12 protein-coding genes are annotated in these 16,468 nt (G+C 66.2%); all 12 read left to right on the top strand.

Going from position 1 to position 16,468, the window contains the following annotated elements:
• The first annotated feature begins 115 nt into the window (after nt 1-115).
• The 12 genes from EPK82_RS22305 to EPK82_RS22250 all read left to right on the top strand — a co-directional run bounded on the left by EPK82_RS22305 (nt 116) and on the right by EPK82_RS22250 (nt 16,458).
• Entirely contained in the window at nt 116-2,080 is a 1,965-nt protein-coding gene (locus EPK82_RS22305) for a methyl-accepting chemotaxis protein (protein WP_037052602.1), read from the top strand.
• Between the two features lie 153 nt (nt 2,081-2,233).
• Nucleotides 2,234-4,009 carry a protein-disulfide reductase DsbD gene (locus EPK82_RS22300; RefSeq protein WP_134678067.1) on the top strand — a complete coding sequence of 592 codons (1,776 nt, stop codon included), beginning with the start codon at nt 2,234-2,236 and terminating at the stop codon, nt 4,007-4,009.
• A 175-nt stretch (nt 4,010-4,184) separates the two neighbouring features.
• On the top strand, nt 4,185-4,631 hold the full coding sequence (gene aroQ, locus EPK82_RS22295) for a type II 3-dehydroquinate dehydratase (RefSeq protein WP_037052599.1): 447 nt from the start codon (nt 4,185-4,187) through the stop codon (nt 4,629-4,631).
• A 50-nt stretch (nt 4,632-4,681) separates the two neighbouring features.
• Complete coding sequence (accB, locus tag EPK82_RS22290; RefSeq protein ID WP_037052597.1) at nt 4,682-5,146, top strand: acetyl-CoA carboxylase biotin carboxyl carrier protein; 465 nt, start codon at nt 4,682-4,684, stop codon at nt 5,144-5,146.
• A gap of 17 nt (nt 5,147-5,163) precedes the next feature.
• Nucleotides 5,164-6,519, top strand: coding sequence for an acetyl-CoA carboxylase biotin carboxylase subunit (gene accC / locus EPK82_RS22285; protein ID WP_037052595.1), 1,356 nt, complete (start codon nt 5,164-5,166; stop codon nt 6,517-6,519).
• A 127-nt stretch (nt 6,520-6,646) separates the two neighbouring features.
• Nucleotides 6,647-7,525, top strand: a complete 879-nt coding sequence (gene prmA, locus EPK82_RS22280; protein ID WP_134678066.1) for a 50S ribosomal protein L11 methyltransferase — start codon at nt 6,647-6,649, stop codon at nt 7,523-7,525.
• A gap of 53 nt (nt 7,526-7,578) precedes the next feature.
• On the top strand, nt 7,579-8,820 hold the full coding sequence (locus tag EPK82_RS22275; RefSeq protein WP_134678065.1) for a DUF3426 domain-containing protein: 1,242 nt from the start codon (nt 7,579-7,581) through the stop codon (nt 8,818-8,820).
• Nucleotides 8,821-9,049: 229 nt separating this feature from the next.
• Complete coding sequence (gene dusB, locus EPK82_RS22270; protein WP_037052578.1) at nt 9,050-10,048, top strand: tRNA dihydrouridine synthase DusB; 999 nt, start codon at nt 9,050-9,052, stop codon at nt 10,046-10,048.
• On the top strand, nt 10,045-10,365 hold the full coding sequence (fis, locus tag EPK82_RS22265; RefSeq protein WP_037052576.1) for a DNA-binding transcriptional regulator Fis: 321 nt from the start codon (nt 10,045-10,047) through the stop codon (nt 10,363-10,365). Before dusB ends, fis begins: the two co-directional genes overlap by 4 nt.
• A 75-nt stretch (nt 10,366-10,440) precedes the next feature.
• Nucleotides 10,441-12,048: a bifunctional phosphoribosylaminoimidazolecarboxamide formyltransferase/IMP cyclohydrolase gene (purH, locus tag EPK82_RS22260; protein ID WP_134678064.1), complete on the top strand. Its 1,608-nt coding sequence runs from the start codon at nt 10,441-10,443 to the stop codon at nt 12,046-12,048.
• Between the two features lie 131 nt (nt 12,049-12,179).
• Nucleotides 12,180-13,469, top strand: a complete 1,290-nt coding sequence (purD, locus tag EPK82_RS22255; protein ID WP_134678063.1) for a phosphoribosylamine--glycine ligase — start codon at nt 12,180-12,182, stop codon at nt 13,467-13,469.
• 208 nt (nt 13,470-13,677) lie between these two features.
• Nucleotides 13,678-16,458: a hybrid sensor histidine kinase/response regulator gene (locus tag EPK82_RS22250; RefSeq protein ID WP_134678062.1), complete on the top strand. Its 2,781-nt coding sequence runs from the start codon at nt 13,678-13,680 to the stop codon at nt 16,456-16,458.
• Nucleotides 16,459-16,468: the final 10 nt, after the last annotated feature.

Raw genomic sequence — 16,468 nt, 5'->3', positions numbered from 1 at the left:
CATCGACGGCGGCAGATGGACAGGCGGAAAACGTGACGCAGCGCACGCCGTCATCAGGCTGTAACCAAATCGCAATAACCTCGCAGGCATCGTTCAGTCTTCGTTCGAGCCCGCCATGCGCCTCAAGCTGCTCACCAACCTCAACACCCTGCTGCTGGTCACCGTCTGCGTAGCCCTGGCAGCTACCCTCTGGTGGTCGCAACGCGCCCTGCAGCAACCGGTCCAGCTGATGGAGCGCTACCTGACGCTGTCGCAGCAGTTCCAGCGCGAGGTCGCCGACAACATCCAGGCCTACCTGGCCAGCGGCAACGCCGTGCAGCACAGCACCGCGACCCAGGCCATCGACGCGTTCAAGCAGGCGCTCGACCAGCTTCCGCCGCAACTGGCCGACGAACTGCGCCCCAGCCTCGAACAGCTCCGCGAATTCAGCGGCAACCAGCTGCTGGCCGCCGGCAAGCTGGCGGGCGACCCACAGGGCCTGCTGCTGCAGGCAGAACGGGAAATGCTCGCGGCGATGGAACAACTGACCCAGTACGCCGATAGCGCCGACACGCCAGCCGCCAGCGCCTACCGCAAGCCCCTGCGGGAGGCGGGTTCACGCCTGCTGAAACTGGTGCATGCACGCGAGCGCTTCATCAGCCAGGGGCGCAGCGAGCTGCTGGGCGATGTCGAGCGCGAGCTCAAGGCGCTCGGCCAGCAGGTCTCGGCGCTGGACGCCCTGCCGCTGCTCGGCGTGCAGGAAACCGACAGCTCAGCCAGCATCGGCTTCGCCGCCCTGCTCGGCCTGGACGAAGGCCAGCAGGAACAGCAGGCGCAGGACCGGGGCATCGACCTCAAGCGCGAGCTGAGCACGCTGGTGCGCCGCTACCCCAATGAACTGCAACGCACACGCGAACTGGTCGAGCAACGCCAGCAACTGGCCCAGACCACCAGCGAACGCGTGACCCAGGTGCAGCAGGCGCTGGCCGGGCTGGAACCGCTGGTCAGAGCCGAATACGCACGCATCCAGGGCGAGGTGCGCCTGATCCAGGGCCTGATGATCGGCCTGATCCTGCTCATCGCCCTGGTCATCGACCGTATCCAGCGCCGCCTGTCACGGGTCCTCGGGCACCTGGTCCCGGCGCTGTCGAAGTGGGCCCATGGCGACTTCGCCGAGGCCATCACCATCAACTCGCGCACCCGCGAGCTGAGCGATATCGAGGATTCGCTCAACCACCTGCGCCGCTACCTGGTGGAGCTGGTCGCCAGCATTCGCGGCCATGCCGAACAGGTTGCCGGCTCCAGCCGCACCCTGGCCGAGCTCAGTGGCGGCCTGCACAGCGGCGCCGAGCGCCAGGCCGGCGACACGGCCCTGATTCGTGACGCCCTGGGCGAGCTGGAGGCGACCATCGGCCAGGTGGCGCAGGACGCCAGCCAGACGGCGGACGCCAGCCGCGACGCCGACCGCGCCCTGGTCCAGGGCCAGCAGGTCATCGGCCAGAGCCTGGAGGGCCTGCACGCCCTGGTGACGGAAGTTCAGGGCAACGCCCAGGCCATCGAGCGCCTGGCCGATGAAACCGCCACCATCGGCAGCGTGCTGACGGTGATTCGCGGCATCGCCGAACAGACCAACCTGCTCGCCCTCAACGCCGCCATCGAGGCGGCGCGGGCCGGCGAGGCCGGGCGAGGTTTCGCCGTGGTCGCCGACGAAGTCCGCTCGCTGTCGCAACGCACCGGCAGTGCCACCGCCGAGATCCAGGACGTGATCGGGCGTCTGCAGCAGGCGGCGCACCAGTCGGTGCAGGCCATGCGCGCCCAGGTCGAGCACGCCGAACAGACCGCAGGCAAGGCCGAGGCCGCCGACGGCGCGCTCGACGAGATCGTCAGCGCGATCCGCACCATCGCCAGCATGGCCGAACGCATTGCCGAGGCCACCGCCCAGCAGAGCGACTCGGTCGGCGAGATCCGCGAACACGGTGAGCGCATCCACCAGCTGGGCGACGACAACCTGCAGCGCATCGGCCAGGGGCGTGACCAGGGAGAGCAGCTGATGCAGCTGGGCGGCCAACTGCACGAGGCCGTGCAGGCGTTTCGCGTCTGACCTGCGGCATACCGGCGCAGGCCTGGAACTCGGCGCGCGGCCGCCGATCCAAGCGACGCTCATCCGAGCAGATCGGCAGTCCGTTCAGCTGGCGAAATGTGCATGGGCGCTTTCCGGTATCATGCCGCCACCTTCCGCCGAGATAGTCGCCCGATGTCACTGCGTCGTCTGCTCCTTCCCCTGCTCCTGCTGTGCCTGAGCCTGCCGGCCAGCGCCAACCTGTTCGACCAGCGCCCGGCCGCGTCGCCGCTTGGCGCCCCGCTGAACAACAGCAGCGATTTCCTGCCGGTACGGGAAGCCTTCAAGCTGAGCCTGGTGAGCAGCGATGCGCAGAGCGTGACCCTGCGTTTCGTCGCGGCCGAGGGCTACTACCTGTACCGCCACCGCCTGAATTTCAGCGTGGAGCCGGCCGGCTTCGACCTCGGCGAGGCGCAACTGCCTGCCGGCAAGGCCAAGCACGACGAGTTCTTCGGCGATGTCGAGGTGTACTACGGCGTGCTCGACGTGCGCCTGCCGCTGGACAACCCGGACAACCGCCCGCTGCGCCTGCAGGTGGGCTACCAGGGCTGTGCCGACAAGGGCCTGTGCTACCCGCCCGAGACCGAGTACATCGAAATCGGCGAGATGCCCGCCAGCGTCGCCGACCTGCAGCAGAGCGAGTGGACCTGGAAAGATCTGGCGCTGTTCTTCCTCGCCGGGCTGGGCCTGACCTTCACCCCCTGCGTGCTGCCCATGCTGCCGATTCTCTCCGGCGTGGTGCTGCGCGGTCGCCCGAGCAATGCCCGCGGGCTGATCCTGTCGCTCGCCTACGTGCTGCCGATGGCGGCCTGCTATGCCGTGCTCGGTGCGCTGATGGGGCTGTTCGGCGCTGGTCTCAACCTGCAGGCCATGCTGCAGTCGCCCTGGGTGCTGGTACCCTTCGCCGCCTTCTTCGGCCTGTTCGCCATGGCGATGTTCGGCGTCTTCGAACTGCGCCTGCCGGCCTTCATACGCGACCGCCTCGACCAGCGCGCCAGCCAGACCCGCGGCGGCACCATCGCCGGTGCCGCGACCCTGGGCGTGCTGTCGAGCCTGATCGTGTCGCCCTGCATCACCGCGCCCCTGACCGCCCTGCTGCTCTATATCAGCAGCACCGGCGATGCCGTCGGTGGCGGCCTGCAACTGTTCGCCCTGGGCCTGGGCATGGGCACGCCGCTGGTGCTGTTCGGCGCGGGCGGCGGCGCCCTGCTGCCGAAGTCCGGCCCGTGGCTGGTCACCGTGCGCAACGCCTTCGGCGTGATGCTCCTGGCCGTGTCCGTCTGGCTGCTCGAACGCGTGCTGCCGGGCAGCCTCAGCCTGGCGCTGTGGGGCCTGCTGGCCGGCGGCGTGGCGGTGTTCCTCGGCGCGCTGGAGTTCGGCCCGAAGACGCACCGGCAGAAACTCGGCCAGATCGTCGGCCTGGCCCTGCTGGTCTACGCCCTGGCCGCCTGGGTCGGTGCCCTGCAGGGCACGAGCGATCCGCTCAAGCCGCTCGGCCAGCTATCGGCCACTGCCAGCCAGGGCAGCTCCAAGAGCGGTGCCTGGCAGACCCTGAGCAGCCCTGCTGAGCTGGACGCTGCGCTGGCCGAGGCCAAGGCCGCCGGGCAACCGCTGCTGCTGGACTGGTACGCCGACTGGTGCATCAGCTGCAAGGTGATCGAACGCGAAGTGTTCGGCAATGCCGAAGTGGGCAGCAAGCTGGCCGGCTGGAGACTGATACGCTTCGACATCACCGAAAGCAGCGCCGCGCAGCGCGCCCTGCTGGATCGCTACCAGCTGTTCGGGCCGCCCGCGATCCAGCTGTTCTCCGCCCGGGGTGACGAACTGCTCGATCTGCGTGTCGTAGGTGAAGTCGACGCCGCCACCTTCGGCGTGCGCCTGGATCGAGCCGCGGCACGCAGCAGCCGCTGACCAGCCACACCGCGGACATTGCGACCTCACAGGGGCAGCGCAACGATCCGATAGCGACCAGACCAGCTGCTATAGTCATATTCTTGCCGCAAACGGCAGGCATCGTGTCGACTATTGCTGACATCGCACGGCTGCGGCATAGTCCTGCGCAGCCCGAACAACAAGGAACGCGTCCATGGCCACTCTACTGGTACTTCACGGCCCCAACCTGAATCTGCTGGGTACCCGTGAGCCAGACAAATACGGCGCCACCACGCTGGCCGAGATCAATCAGGACCTGGAGCTGCGCGCCCGCGAAGCCGGCCACCACCTGATGTACCTGCAAAGCAATGCCGAGTACGAACTGATCGACCGCATTCACGCCGCAAAGGGTGAAGGCGTCGACTTTATCCTGATCAATCCTGCCGCTTTTACCCATACGAGTGTCGCATTACGTGACGCGTTGCTGGCAGTGAGCATCCCATTCATCGAAGTGCACCTGTCCAACGTGCACAAGCGTGAACCATTCCGCCATCACTCCTATTTTTCCGACGTTGCAGTAGGGGTGATCTGCGGCCTTGGCGCCAGCGGTTATCGGCTGGCCCTGGAAGCGGCACTCGAACAACTGGCCGAGCGCGCCTGACGCGACGCTCGGTAGACAAGTCCTACCTCACCTCTGGGAGTTGAACCTTCATGGATATCCGTAAAGTCAAGAAACTGATCGAGCTGCTGGAAGAGTCCGGTATCGACGAGCTGGAGATCAAAGAGGGCGAAGAGTCCGTACGCATCAGCCGTCACAGCAACAAGCAGCCGGCCTACGCCGCGCAGCCCATCTATGCACCGGCCCCGGCCGCTGCTCCGGTTGCCGCCCCGGCTCCGGCCGCCAGCGCTGAAGCCGCCCCGGCTGCCGCACCGAAGCTGAACGGCACCGTCGCCCGTTCGCCGATGGTCGGTACCTTCTACCGCGCCGCTTCGCCGACCTCGGGCAACTTCGTCGAAGTGGGCCAGAGCGTGAAGAAAGGCGACATCCTGTGCATCGTCGAAGCGATGAAGATGATGAACCACATCGAGGCCGAAGCCAGCGGCGTGATCGAGTCCATCCTGGTGGAAAACGGCCAGCCGGTTGAGTACGACCAGCCCCTGTTCACCATCGTTTGATGCACGGGGAGCCTGCAATGCAGAAGCTGGAAAAAGTCCTTATCGCCAACCGTGGCGAAATCGCCCTGCGCATCCTGCGCGCCTGCAAGGAACTGGGGATCAAGACGGTGGCCGTGCACTCCACCGCCGACCGCGAACTGATGCACCTGGGCCTGGCCGACGAGTCCGTCTGCATTGGTCCGGCACCCGGCGCACAGTCCTACCTGCACATCCCGGCGATCATCAGCGCGGCTGAAGTCACCGGCGCCACTGCCATCCACCCGGGTTACGGCTTCCTCGCCGAGAACGCCGACTTCGCCGAACAGGTGGAGAACTCCGGCTTCGCCTTCATCGGCCCGAAAGCCGACGTGATCCGCCTGATGGGCGACAAGGTGTCGGCCAAGGACGCCATGATCAAGTCCGGCGTACCGGTGGTACCCGGCTCCGACGGCCCGCTGCCGGAAGACGAGGAAGAAGCCCTGCGCATCGCCCGTGAAGTGGGCTACCCGGTGATCATCAAGGCCGCCGGTGGCGGTGGTGGTCGCGGCATGCGCGTGGTGCACAAGGAAGAAGACCTGATCAAGTCGGCCAAGCTGACCCGCACCGAAGCCGGTGCCGCGTTCGGCAACCCGATGGTCTATCTGGAAAAATTCCTCGGCAACCCGCGCCACGTCGAAGTCCAGGTGCTGTCCGACGGCCAGGGCAACGCCATTCACCTGTACGACCGTGACTGCTCGCTGCAGCGTCGCCACCAGAAGGTGATCGAAGAGGCCCCGGCCCCGCTGATCGACGAGAAGGCCCGCGCCGAAGTACTCAAGCGCTGCGTCGATGCCTGCGTCGAGATCGGCTACCGTGGCGCCGGCACCTTCGAGTTCCTCTACGAAGATGGCCGTTTCTACTTCATCGAGATGAACACCCGTGTTCAGGTGGAGCACCCGGTCACCGAGATGGTCACCGGCATCGACATCGTCAAGGAGATGCTCAGCATCGCCGCCGGCAACAAGCTGTCGATCAAGCAGGAAGACGTGAAGATCCTCGGTCACTCGGTCGAGTGCCGGATCAACGCCGAAGACCCGGACAACTTCATGCCCAGCCCCGGCAAGGTCAAGCATTTCCATGCCCCGGGCGGTAACGGCGTTCGTGTCGACTCGCACCTGTACAGTGGCTACAGCGTACCGCCGCACTACGACTCGCTGATCGGCAAGCTGATCACCTTCGGCAAGGATCGCGACGAGGCCATGGCGCGCATGCGCAATGCCCTGGACGAGATCGTCGTCGACGGCATCAAGACCAACGTGCCGCTGCACCGCGACCTGACCCGCGACAAGGGTTTCGTCAAAGGCGGCGTGAACATCCACTACCTGGAAAAGAAACTGGGTATGGACAGGCACTGAGCCTGATACGCGTTGCAACAAGGGCTGCCCACGGGCGGCCCTTGTCGTTTCGGCGGGCACGCTGGCAAGCCGGCCGTCCGTTCAAGTAAGCTGCGCGGCCAAACGCGCCCCGTTCATGAGGTTTTCCATGCCCTGGTTACAAGTCCGTCTCGCCATCACCCCCGAGCAGGCGGAAACCTACGAAGATGCCCTGCTGGAAGTGGGCGCCGTGTCGGTGACCTTCATGGATGCCGAAGACCAGCCGATCTTCGAACCGGACCTGGGCACCACGCCGCTGTGGTCGCATACCCACCTGCTGGCGCTGTTCGAAGCCGACACCGATGAAACCGCGCTGCTCGCCCACCTGCAGCTGCTGTGCGGCGGCGCACTGCCCGAGCACCAGGTCGAGCGCATCGAGGACCAGGACTGGGAGCGCAGCTGGATGGACAACTTCCAGCCCATGCGTTTCGGCCGGCGCCTGTGGATCGTCCCCAGCTGGCACGCCGCGCCGGAGCCGCAAGCCGTGAACCTGCTGCTCGATCCGGGCCTGGCCTTCGGCACCGGTACCCACCCCACCACCGCCCTGTGCCTGGAATGGCTCGACGGCCAGCAGCTCGAAGGCTGCAGCGTGATCGACTTCGGCTGCGGCTCGGGCATTCTCGCCATCGCCGCCCTGCTGCTCGGCGCACCACAGGCGGTCGGTACCGATATCGACCCGCAGGCGCTGGAAGCCTCGCGCGACAACGCTTCGCGCAATGGCATCGACCCGGCGCGCTTCCCGGTCTACCTGCCTGCGGACATGCCCCAGCAACAAGCCGATGTGGTGGTCGCCAACATTCTCGCCGGCCCGCTGGTAGCCCTGGCCGCGCAGATCACCAGCCTGGTCAGGGGCGGTGGACGCCTGGCACTGTCGGGCATTCTCGCCGAGCAGGCCGAGGAAGTCCGTGCCGCCTACGCAGAGGCGTTCGACCTCGACCCGACGGCCGTCAAGGATGGCTGGGTGCGCATCAGCGGCGTCAAGCGCTGAACCGCACATAGCCGTTGCGTTAGACTAGCCGCCTCGTTTTCCCGGACCCGCGCATGAGCGAAAGCCACGTCACCCAGTGCCCCAATTGCCGCACCAGCTTCCGCGTCAGCCAGGCGCAGCTGGCTGCGGCCCATGGCGCAGTCCGCTGCGGTGCCTGCCTGCACGTGTTCAACGCCGCCGAGCAACTGTTCGGCCCGCGCAGTGCGGCAGCGGCGACCAGCGTCAAGCCGGTCAGCGCCCCCGCCAGCAAGCCGCAGCCGCCAGGCAGCCCCAAGGCACCTGCGGCGAAGGCCGTCGACGAGACCCTGTGGATTCATGACGACCTCGACCTGGACAGCCTCGACCTGGACGAGGAGCTGGCCAAGCTGGAAGAGCAGGAGCAGCAGCTGTCGCAGCAGTTCCTCGCCCTGGAGCGCGCGCCGCGCTACAGCGAGAGCTTCGGCAGCGCCACGGCACAGGACGACGACGATGTGCATGACGAGGCCTGGGCCGAAGCACTGCTGCGTGACGAACAGGTAAAGCGCGACAGCTTCGAGCTGGAGCCGACGAACGCCCCCGAGCCTGCGCCGCGCCAGAGCGACGAGCCGCTCGCAGCGGCCTCGCCAGCCGCGAGTGCCGTCGAACGCGAGCAGCCGCAAGAGCCTCGCATCGGCGCACTGGACGCGGCGGATGCGGAGGACGACCAGCCTCACGACGAGCCCGAGCCCGAGCCCGACGACGCCGCACGCAGCGAGCCTGCACTGCGCGAGGAACGCCTGTTCGACCTCGACGACGAACCGCTGCAACTCGACTGGCAGCAGCAGAAGGAGACGGCCTGGGGCCGCCTGTTCGGCTGGGGCCTGCTCAACCTGCTGGCCGCAGCTGGGCTGCTGGCGCAGTACGCCGCCTACAACTTCGACGAACTGGCGCGTCAGGATCGCTATCGCCCCTGGTTCGAACAGCTCTGCCCGAACATCGGCTGCGAGCTGCCGTCGAAGGTCGACATCAGCCAGATCCGCAGCAGCAACCTGGTGGTGCGCAGCCACCCGGAGTTCTCCGGCGCACTGATCGTCGACGCCATCCTCTACAACCGCGCGCCCTTCGCCCAGCCCTTTCCGCTGCTGGAAATGCGCTTCGCCGACCTCGGCGGACAACTGGTCGCCAGTCGTCGCTTCAAACCCAGCGAATACCTCGCCGGCGAGCTCGCCGGGCAGAGCGAAATGCCGCCGCAGACGCCCATTCACATCTCGCTGGACATCCTCGACCCGGGCACCCGCGCGGTGAACTACAGCCTCAGCTTCCACTCCCCGGAATAGCCTGGAGGCCACGCGGCCTGTGGTCGCAGGCCGTCCATCTAACTACTGGCGATAAGCCCATAGCTGTTCAGAATTTGTTCAAAACAGCCTTTATCCGGTCACCCAGAGCGGGTATCATGCCCACCCTTTCGCGAGCACCGACCCACCATCGTTTCCCCTGAGGACACAGTGGAGGGCAGGTGTTGATCGCCCTTTGTCTCAACTGCGAACCAACAAGCAGGGACGCCCCATGTCGGCCCCACGTATTGGCCCCTACACATTGCCCAATCGGTTGATCCTGGCCCCCATGGCCGGTGTCACCGATCGCCCGTTCCGCCAGCTGTGCCGCAACCTCGGCGCCGGCCTGGTGGTGTCGGAGATGGTCACCAGCGATGTGCGCCTGTGGAATAGCCGCAAGTCCAGTCTGCGTCTGCTGCACGCCGGTGATCCCGAGCCACGCTCGGTGCAGATCGCCGGAGGCGACCCGCAGATGCTCGCCGAAGCGGCGCGCAAGAACGTCGAGCTGGGCGCACAGATCATCGATATCAACATGGGCTGCCCGGCCAAGAAGGTCTGCAACAAGGCCGCCGGCTCCGCCCTGTTGCGCGACGAGCCGCTGGTGCGCGAGATCCTCGATGCCGTGGTCGGCGCGGTGAGCGTGCCGGTGACCCTGAAGATCCGCACCGGCTGGGACCGACAGAACAAGAACGGCGTGACCGTGGCGAAGATCGCCGAGGACGCCGGCATCAGCGCACTGGCCGTACACGGTCGCACCCGCGCCGACCTGTACACCGGCGACGCCGAGTACGAGACCATCGCCGCCATCAAGCAGGCGGTCAGCATCCCGGTGTTCGCCAACGGCGACATCGACTCCCCACAGAAAGCCAAGGCCGTGCTCGACGCCACCGGCGCCGACGCGCTACTGATCGGTCGCGCCGCACAGGGCCGGCCGTGGATCTTTCGTGAAATCGAGCATTACCTGCGTACCGGCAGCACCCTGCCGGCGCCCGGTCTGCTCGAAGTGGAACGCATTCTGCTAGAACACCTGGCCGCACTGCACGCCTTCTACGGCGAATTGATGGGCGTACGCATCGCCCGCAAGCATGTCGGCTGGTATCTGGCAACCCTGCCGGGCGCCAGGGAGTTTCGCGCCCAGTTCAACCGTCTGGACAGTACGGACGCACAGTGCGCCCACGTTCGCGAGTTCTTCCGCGAGCGGCACGATGATGGAAACGAGGTGGCCGCATGACGTTGATGACAGAGACCTTAGTGAGTGGAATTGCACCCGTGAGTGACAACACCAGCCTGAAACAGCACCTGAGCACGCCGAGCGAAGAGGGCCAGACCCTGCGCGGCGCCGTGGAGAAGGCGCTGCATAACTATTTCGCCCACCTGGAGGGCGCGGACGTCACCGACGTGTACAACCTGGTGCTCACCGAAGTGGAAGCGCCGCTGCTGGAAACCGTCATGAATTATGTGAAAGGTAACCAGACCAAGGCCTCCGAACTGCTCGGCCTCAACCGCGGCACGCTGCGCAAGAAGCTCAAGCAGTACGATCTGCTGTAACCCTGAACTCCTGAAAAGGGCGGCCCGCATGAGCCGCCTTTTTTGCTGATATCCCCCGCTCTGATGGATAGTGACATGACCGACCAGACCACCCTTCTGCCCGTCCGCCGCGCGCTGATCAGCGTTTCCGACAAGACCGGCGTCCTCGAGTTTGCCCGTGAACTGAGCGCCCTCGGTGTCGAGATCCTCTCCACCGGCGGCACCTACAAGCTGCTCAAGGACAACGGCGTAGCCGCAGTGGAAGTGGCGGACTACACCGGCTTCCCGGAGATGATGGACGGCCGCGTGAAGACCCTGCACCCGAAGATCCACGGCGGCATCCTCGGCCGTCGCGCCCTCGACGCGGCGGTGATGGACGAGCACGGCATCAAGCCGATCGACCTGGTGGCGGTCAACCTCTACCCCTTCGAGGCCACCGTGGCCAAGCCTGACTGCGATCTGGCCGACGCCATCGAGAACATCGATATCGGCGGCCCGACCATGGTCCGTTCGGCTGCGAAGAACCACAAGGACGTGGCCATCGTGGTCAACACCGGCGACTACACCGGCATCGTCGCCGCGCTGAAAGCCGGTGGCCTGAGCTATGCCCAGCGTTTCGACCTGGCCCTCAAGGCCTTCGAGCACACTGCCGCCTATGACGGCATGATCGCCAACTACCTGGGCACCATCGACCAGGCGCGTGACACCCTGTCCACCGAAGGCCGTGGCGCCTTCCCGCGCACCTTCAACAGCCAGTTCGTCAAGGCGCAGGAAATGCGCTACGGCGAGAACCCGCACCAGAGCGCGGCGTTCTACGTGGAAGCGAAGAAGGGTGAAGCCAGCGTCTCCACCGCCATCCAGCTGCAGGGCAAGGAGCTGTCCTTCAACAACGTGGCCGACACCGACGCCGCGCTGGAATGCGTGAAGAGCTTCGTCAAGCCGGCCTGCGTCATCGTCAAGCACGCCAACCCGTGCGGCGTCGCCGTGGTTCCGGAAGACGAAGGCGGCATCCGCAAGGCTTACGACCTGGCCTACGCCACCGACACCGAGTCGGCCTTCGGCGGCATCATCGCCTTCAACCGCGAGCTGGATGGCGAAACCGCCAAGGCCATCGTCGAGCGCCAGTTCGTCGAAGTGATCATCGCCCCGAAAATCTCCGCTGCAGCCCGTGAAGTGGTCGCGGCCAAGGCCAACGTGCGCCTGCTCGAGTGCGGCGAATGGCCGGCCGAACGTGCCGCCGGCTGGGACTTCAAGCGGGTCAACGGCGGCCTGCTGGTGCAGAGCCGCGACATCGGCATGATCAAGGCGGAAGACCTGAAGATCGTGACCCAGCGCGCACCGAGCGAGCAGGAAATCCATGACCTGATCTTCGCCTGGAAAGTGGCCAAGTTCGTCAAATCCAACGCCATCGTCTACGCCAAGAACCGTCAGACCGTGGGTGTCGGCGCCGGCCAGATGAGCCGCGTCAACTCCGCCCGCATCGCCGCGATCAAGGCCGAGCACGCCGGCCTGCCGGTACCGGGCGCGGTCATGGCTTCGGACGCCTTCTTCCCGTTCCGCGACGGCATCGACAACGCCGCCAAGGCCGGCATCACTGCCGTGATCCAGCCAGGTGGCTCGATGCGCGACAACGAAGTGATCGCGGCGGCCGACGAAGCCGGCATTGCCATGGTGTTCACTTCGATGCGCCATTTCCGCCATTGATTGGCTGGTGGATGGCTTCGGCCATCCACCCTACGTCACCCGAAATGTGTAGAACGTAGCCCGGATGAAATCCGGGGGACGCCCTAATTGAAAGCCCCGGATTGCATCCGGGCTACGCTCAGGAGAACCCCATGAACGTACTGATCATCGGCAGCGGCGGCCGCGAGCACGCCCTGGCCTGGAAAGTGGCGCAGGACAAGCGCGTCGAGAAGGTTTTCGTTGCCCCGGGCAACGCCGGCACCGCCGTCGAGGCCAAGTGCGAGAACGTCGCCATCGACGTGCTGGCCATCGAGCAACTGGCGGACTTCGCCGAGAACAACGTGCAGCTGACCATCGTCGGCCCGGAAGCGCCGCTGGTCAAAGGCGTGGTCGATCTGTTCCGCAAGCGCGGCCTGGACATCTTCGGCCCTACCGCCGCGGCTGCTCAGCTGGAAGGCTCCAAGGCCTTCACCAAGGACTTCCTGGCGCGCCACCGGATCCCCACCGCCGACTACCAGAATTTCACCGAGATCGACCCGGCGCTGGCCTACCTGCGCGAGAAGGGTGCGCCCATCGTGATCAAGGCCGATGGCCTGGCCGCCGGCAAAGGCGTGATCGTCGCCATGACCCTCGAAGAAGCCGAGGCAGCCGTGCGCGACATGCTCGCCGGCAATGCCTTCGGTGACGCCGGTTCGCGCGTGGTGATCGAAGAGTTCCTCGACGGCGAGGAGGCCTCCTTCATCGTCATGGTCGACGGCGAGAACGTCCTGCCGATGGCCACCAGCCAGGACCACAAGCGGGTCGGCGACGCCGATACCGGCCCCAACACCGGCGGCATGGGTGCCTACTCCCCGGCTCCCGTGGTCACCGCCGACGTGCACAAGCGCGTCATGGACGAAGTGATCTACCCCACCGTGCGTGGCATGGCCAGCGAAGGCAACGTCTACACCGGCTTCCTCTATGCCGGCCTGATGATCGACAAGAGCGGCGCGCCGAAGGTCATCGAGTTCAACTGCCGCTTCGGCGACCCGGAAACCCAGCCGATCATGTGCCGCCTGGAAAGCTCTCTGGTGCTGCTGGTCGAAGCCGCGCTGGCCAAGGCGCTGGACAAGGTCGAAGCGACCTGGGACCCGCGTCCGACCGTGGGCGTGGTGCTGGCAGCTGGCGGCTACCCGGGCGACTACGCCAAGGGCGACGTGATCAGCGGCCTGGATGAAGCGGCCCAGCTCGACGGCAAGGTGTTCCATGCCGGCACCGCGCTGAAGGACGGCCAGATCGTCACCGCAGGCGGCCGCGTGCTGTGCGCCACGGCCATCGGCGCCAGCGTCGCCGACGCCCAGCAGCAGGCCTACCGCCTTGCCGAGAAGATTCGCTGGAACGGCATATTCCACCGCAACGACATCGGCTACCGCGCCATCGCCCGCGAACGCGGCGAGGACTGAGGCACAGGTGCGGACCGGCCAGCGAGCCGGCGAGTTCGACTCGCCGATCACGCCTGCTGGCTCGCCAAGCAGCCGCCACGGGCCCGGAACGCCCGTGGCGAGCCGCGTTGCCAGTTGGCCTGATGGGTCACAAAAAGCCGCTCTGTAGCGTATTCCCCCAAACGGATGCTTGGCTATAATCCGGCCACTTATATAGAAGGACTTGCCCGTGCGCCGGCTCAGGATTGCCATTGGACTCATCGCCAGCTTGCTGCTGCTCGGCCTCGCCGTGACAGCAAGCGCCAGCGTAAGCCCGACGGGTACTACGACCTGGTCCTACCTGGTCGACGCCAGTGCACGGCTGGGGCTCGATGAGGTTCGCGCGCAACGCCAGCAGTTCAAGCCTCTGACCAAGCAGTCCTTCACCTTCCCCCCCAGCAAGCATGCCGTCTGGTTGCGGGCCGAACTCGCGCCGCAGCAGCAACCGGCCTGGCTGTGGGTGTTCTCGCCACGGGTTCAGTACCTCGACTATTACCTGCTCAGGGACGGCCAGCTCGAGCAGAACCTGCACACCGGCGAGGCCATGCCGCAGGAATCGCGACCGCTGCCGTCGCGCTTCTACCTGATGCCCCTGCCCAACGATGGCCAGGCCCGCGTCGCCTACGTACGCCTGACCTCCAATCACCCGCTGATGACCTGGTTCAAGGTGATGGACCAGGCCGAGCTGGTCAGCCTGGAGAAGCCCGTCTACCTCTACGGCATGCTCTTCGGCGCGCTGTTGCTGCTGACCCTGTACAACCTCATCCGCTTCATCTACACCCGCAGTGGCAGTGCGCTGTGGCTGGCTGGCGTCAACATCGGCCTGGCCATCTGCTCCTCGGCCAACCTCGGCATCTTCGCCCAGTGGCTGCCCAGCCTGGGCTACAACCAGTCGCTGATCGCCGACCTTTCGGCGCTGTTCGCCGCCTTCAGCGTGCTGGCCTTCGGCCTCGGCTTCGTGCACAGCACGCCGGTGCAGAACAGCCGCCTGAATCGCCTGCTGATGGGCAACGCCGCGCTGGTGCTGGCCTATGCACTGTGCATCGCCCTCACCGGCTTGTACTGGTTCAGCTCGCTGGTCTACCTGCTGGTGGTAGTGAGTTCGCTCAACCTGCTGCTGGTCAGCAGCCTGCACTGGCGCTCCGGCTACACACCGGCACGCCTGATCGCTGTGGGCATGCTGGTGTTCAACCTCGGCTTCGGTTTCTTCGTGCCGGTGCTGCTCGGCTTCGACCAGCTCACCCCCGGCTGGCTGGTGCTCGGCGTGTTCAGCGTCGCGACCCTGGCCGGACTGATCCTCAGCATCTCGCTGACCGAGCGCCAACGGCAGATTCAGCAGGACACCCTGCAACAGAGCACGGCGCTCGCCGCGAGCAGCGCTGAGCTGCGGGCCAAGGCCGAGTTCCTGGCCAAGATCAGCCACGAAATCCGTACCCCGATGAACGGCGTGCTGGGCATGACCGAGCTGCTGCTGGGCACGCCGCTGTCGGCCAAGCAACGCGACTACGTGCAGACCATCCACAGCTCGGGCAACGAGCTGCTCACCCTGATCAACGAAATCCTCGACATCTCCAAGCTCGAATCCGGCCAGATCGAGCTGGACGACGTGCAGTTCGACCTCGGCGCGCTGATCGAGGACTGCCTGGACATCTTCCGCGCCAAGGCCGAGCAGCAGAAGGTCGAACTGATCAGCTTCATCCAGCCGCAGGTGCCACGGGTGATCAGCGGCGACCCCACGCGTCTGCGTCAGGCCCTGCTGAGCCTGCTGGACAATGCGTTCAAGCAGACCGACGAGGGCGAGATCCTGCTGGTGGTGGCGCTGGACAACAGCGACGGCAACTACCGCCTGCGCATCGCCGTACAGGACAGCGGCCGCCCGCTGCTGCCCGAAGAGCGCGACGCCCTGCTCAACGCCGAACTGCAGAGCCGTGACTTCCTCGCCGCCACCCGTCTCGGCGGCCGCCTGGGCCTGATCATCGCACGCCAGCTGGTGCGCCTGATGGGCGGCGAATTCGGCATCCAGGGCAGCGGCAACCAGGGCACCACGCTGTGGCTGACCCTGCCACTGGACGCGGCCCGCCTGGAGCAACCGGAAGCCGACCTGGACAGCCCGCTGCAGGGCGCACGCCTGCTGGTGGTGGACGACAACGACACCTGCCGCAAGGTGCTGATGCAGCAGTGCAACGCCTGGGGCATGCAGGTCAGTGCCGTGCCATCGGGCAAGGAGGCGCTGGCACTGTTGCGCACCAAGGCGCACATGCGCGAGTACTTCGACGCGGTGCTGCTCGACCAGGACATGCCCGGCATGACCGGCATGCAGCTGGCCGCCAAGATCAAGGAAGACCCGAGCCTCAACCACGACATCCTGATCGTCATGCTGACCGGCATCAGCAATGCGCCGAGCAAGGTGATCGCCCGCAACGCCGGGATCAAGCGCATCCTGGCCAAGCCGGTGGCCGGCTACACGCTCAAGACCACCCTGGCCGACGAACTGGCCCAGCGCCCCAACGACACCCCCGCCCAGGCCGCGCCGACGCCGGTGAGTACGCCGCTGAACGTGCCGGCCGACTTCCGCATCCTGGTGGCCGAAGACAACAGCATCTCCACCAAGGTGATTCGCGGCATGCTCGGCAAGCTCAACCTGCAGCCGGATACCGCCAGCAACGGCGAGGAAGCCCTCAGCGCGATGAAGGCGCAGCCCTACGACCTGGTGCTGATGGACTGCGAGATGCCGGTACTCGACGGTTTCTCCGCCACCGAGCAGCTGCGCGCCTGGGAACAGAGCGAACAGCGCCCGCGCACCCCGGTGGTGGCGCTGACCGCGCACATCCTCAACGAACACAAGGAACGTGCCCGCGCCGTGGGCATGGACGGGCACATGTCCAAGCCGGTCGAGCTGTCGCAGTTGCGCGACCTGATCGAGCACTGGATCGCCGAGCGCGAACTGCGTCGCCAGCGTGAAGTGTCATAAGGCGGGTGAA

Source organism: Ectopseudomonas khazarica, from assembly GCF_004521985.1.
In the GTDB taxonomy this organism is placed as follows: Bacteria; Pseudomonadota; Gammaproteobacteria; order Pseudomonadales; family Pseudomonadaceae; genus Aquipseudomonas; species Aquipseudomonas khazarica.
This window is presented reverse-complemented; position numbering and strand designations above follow the sequence as displayed.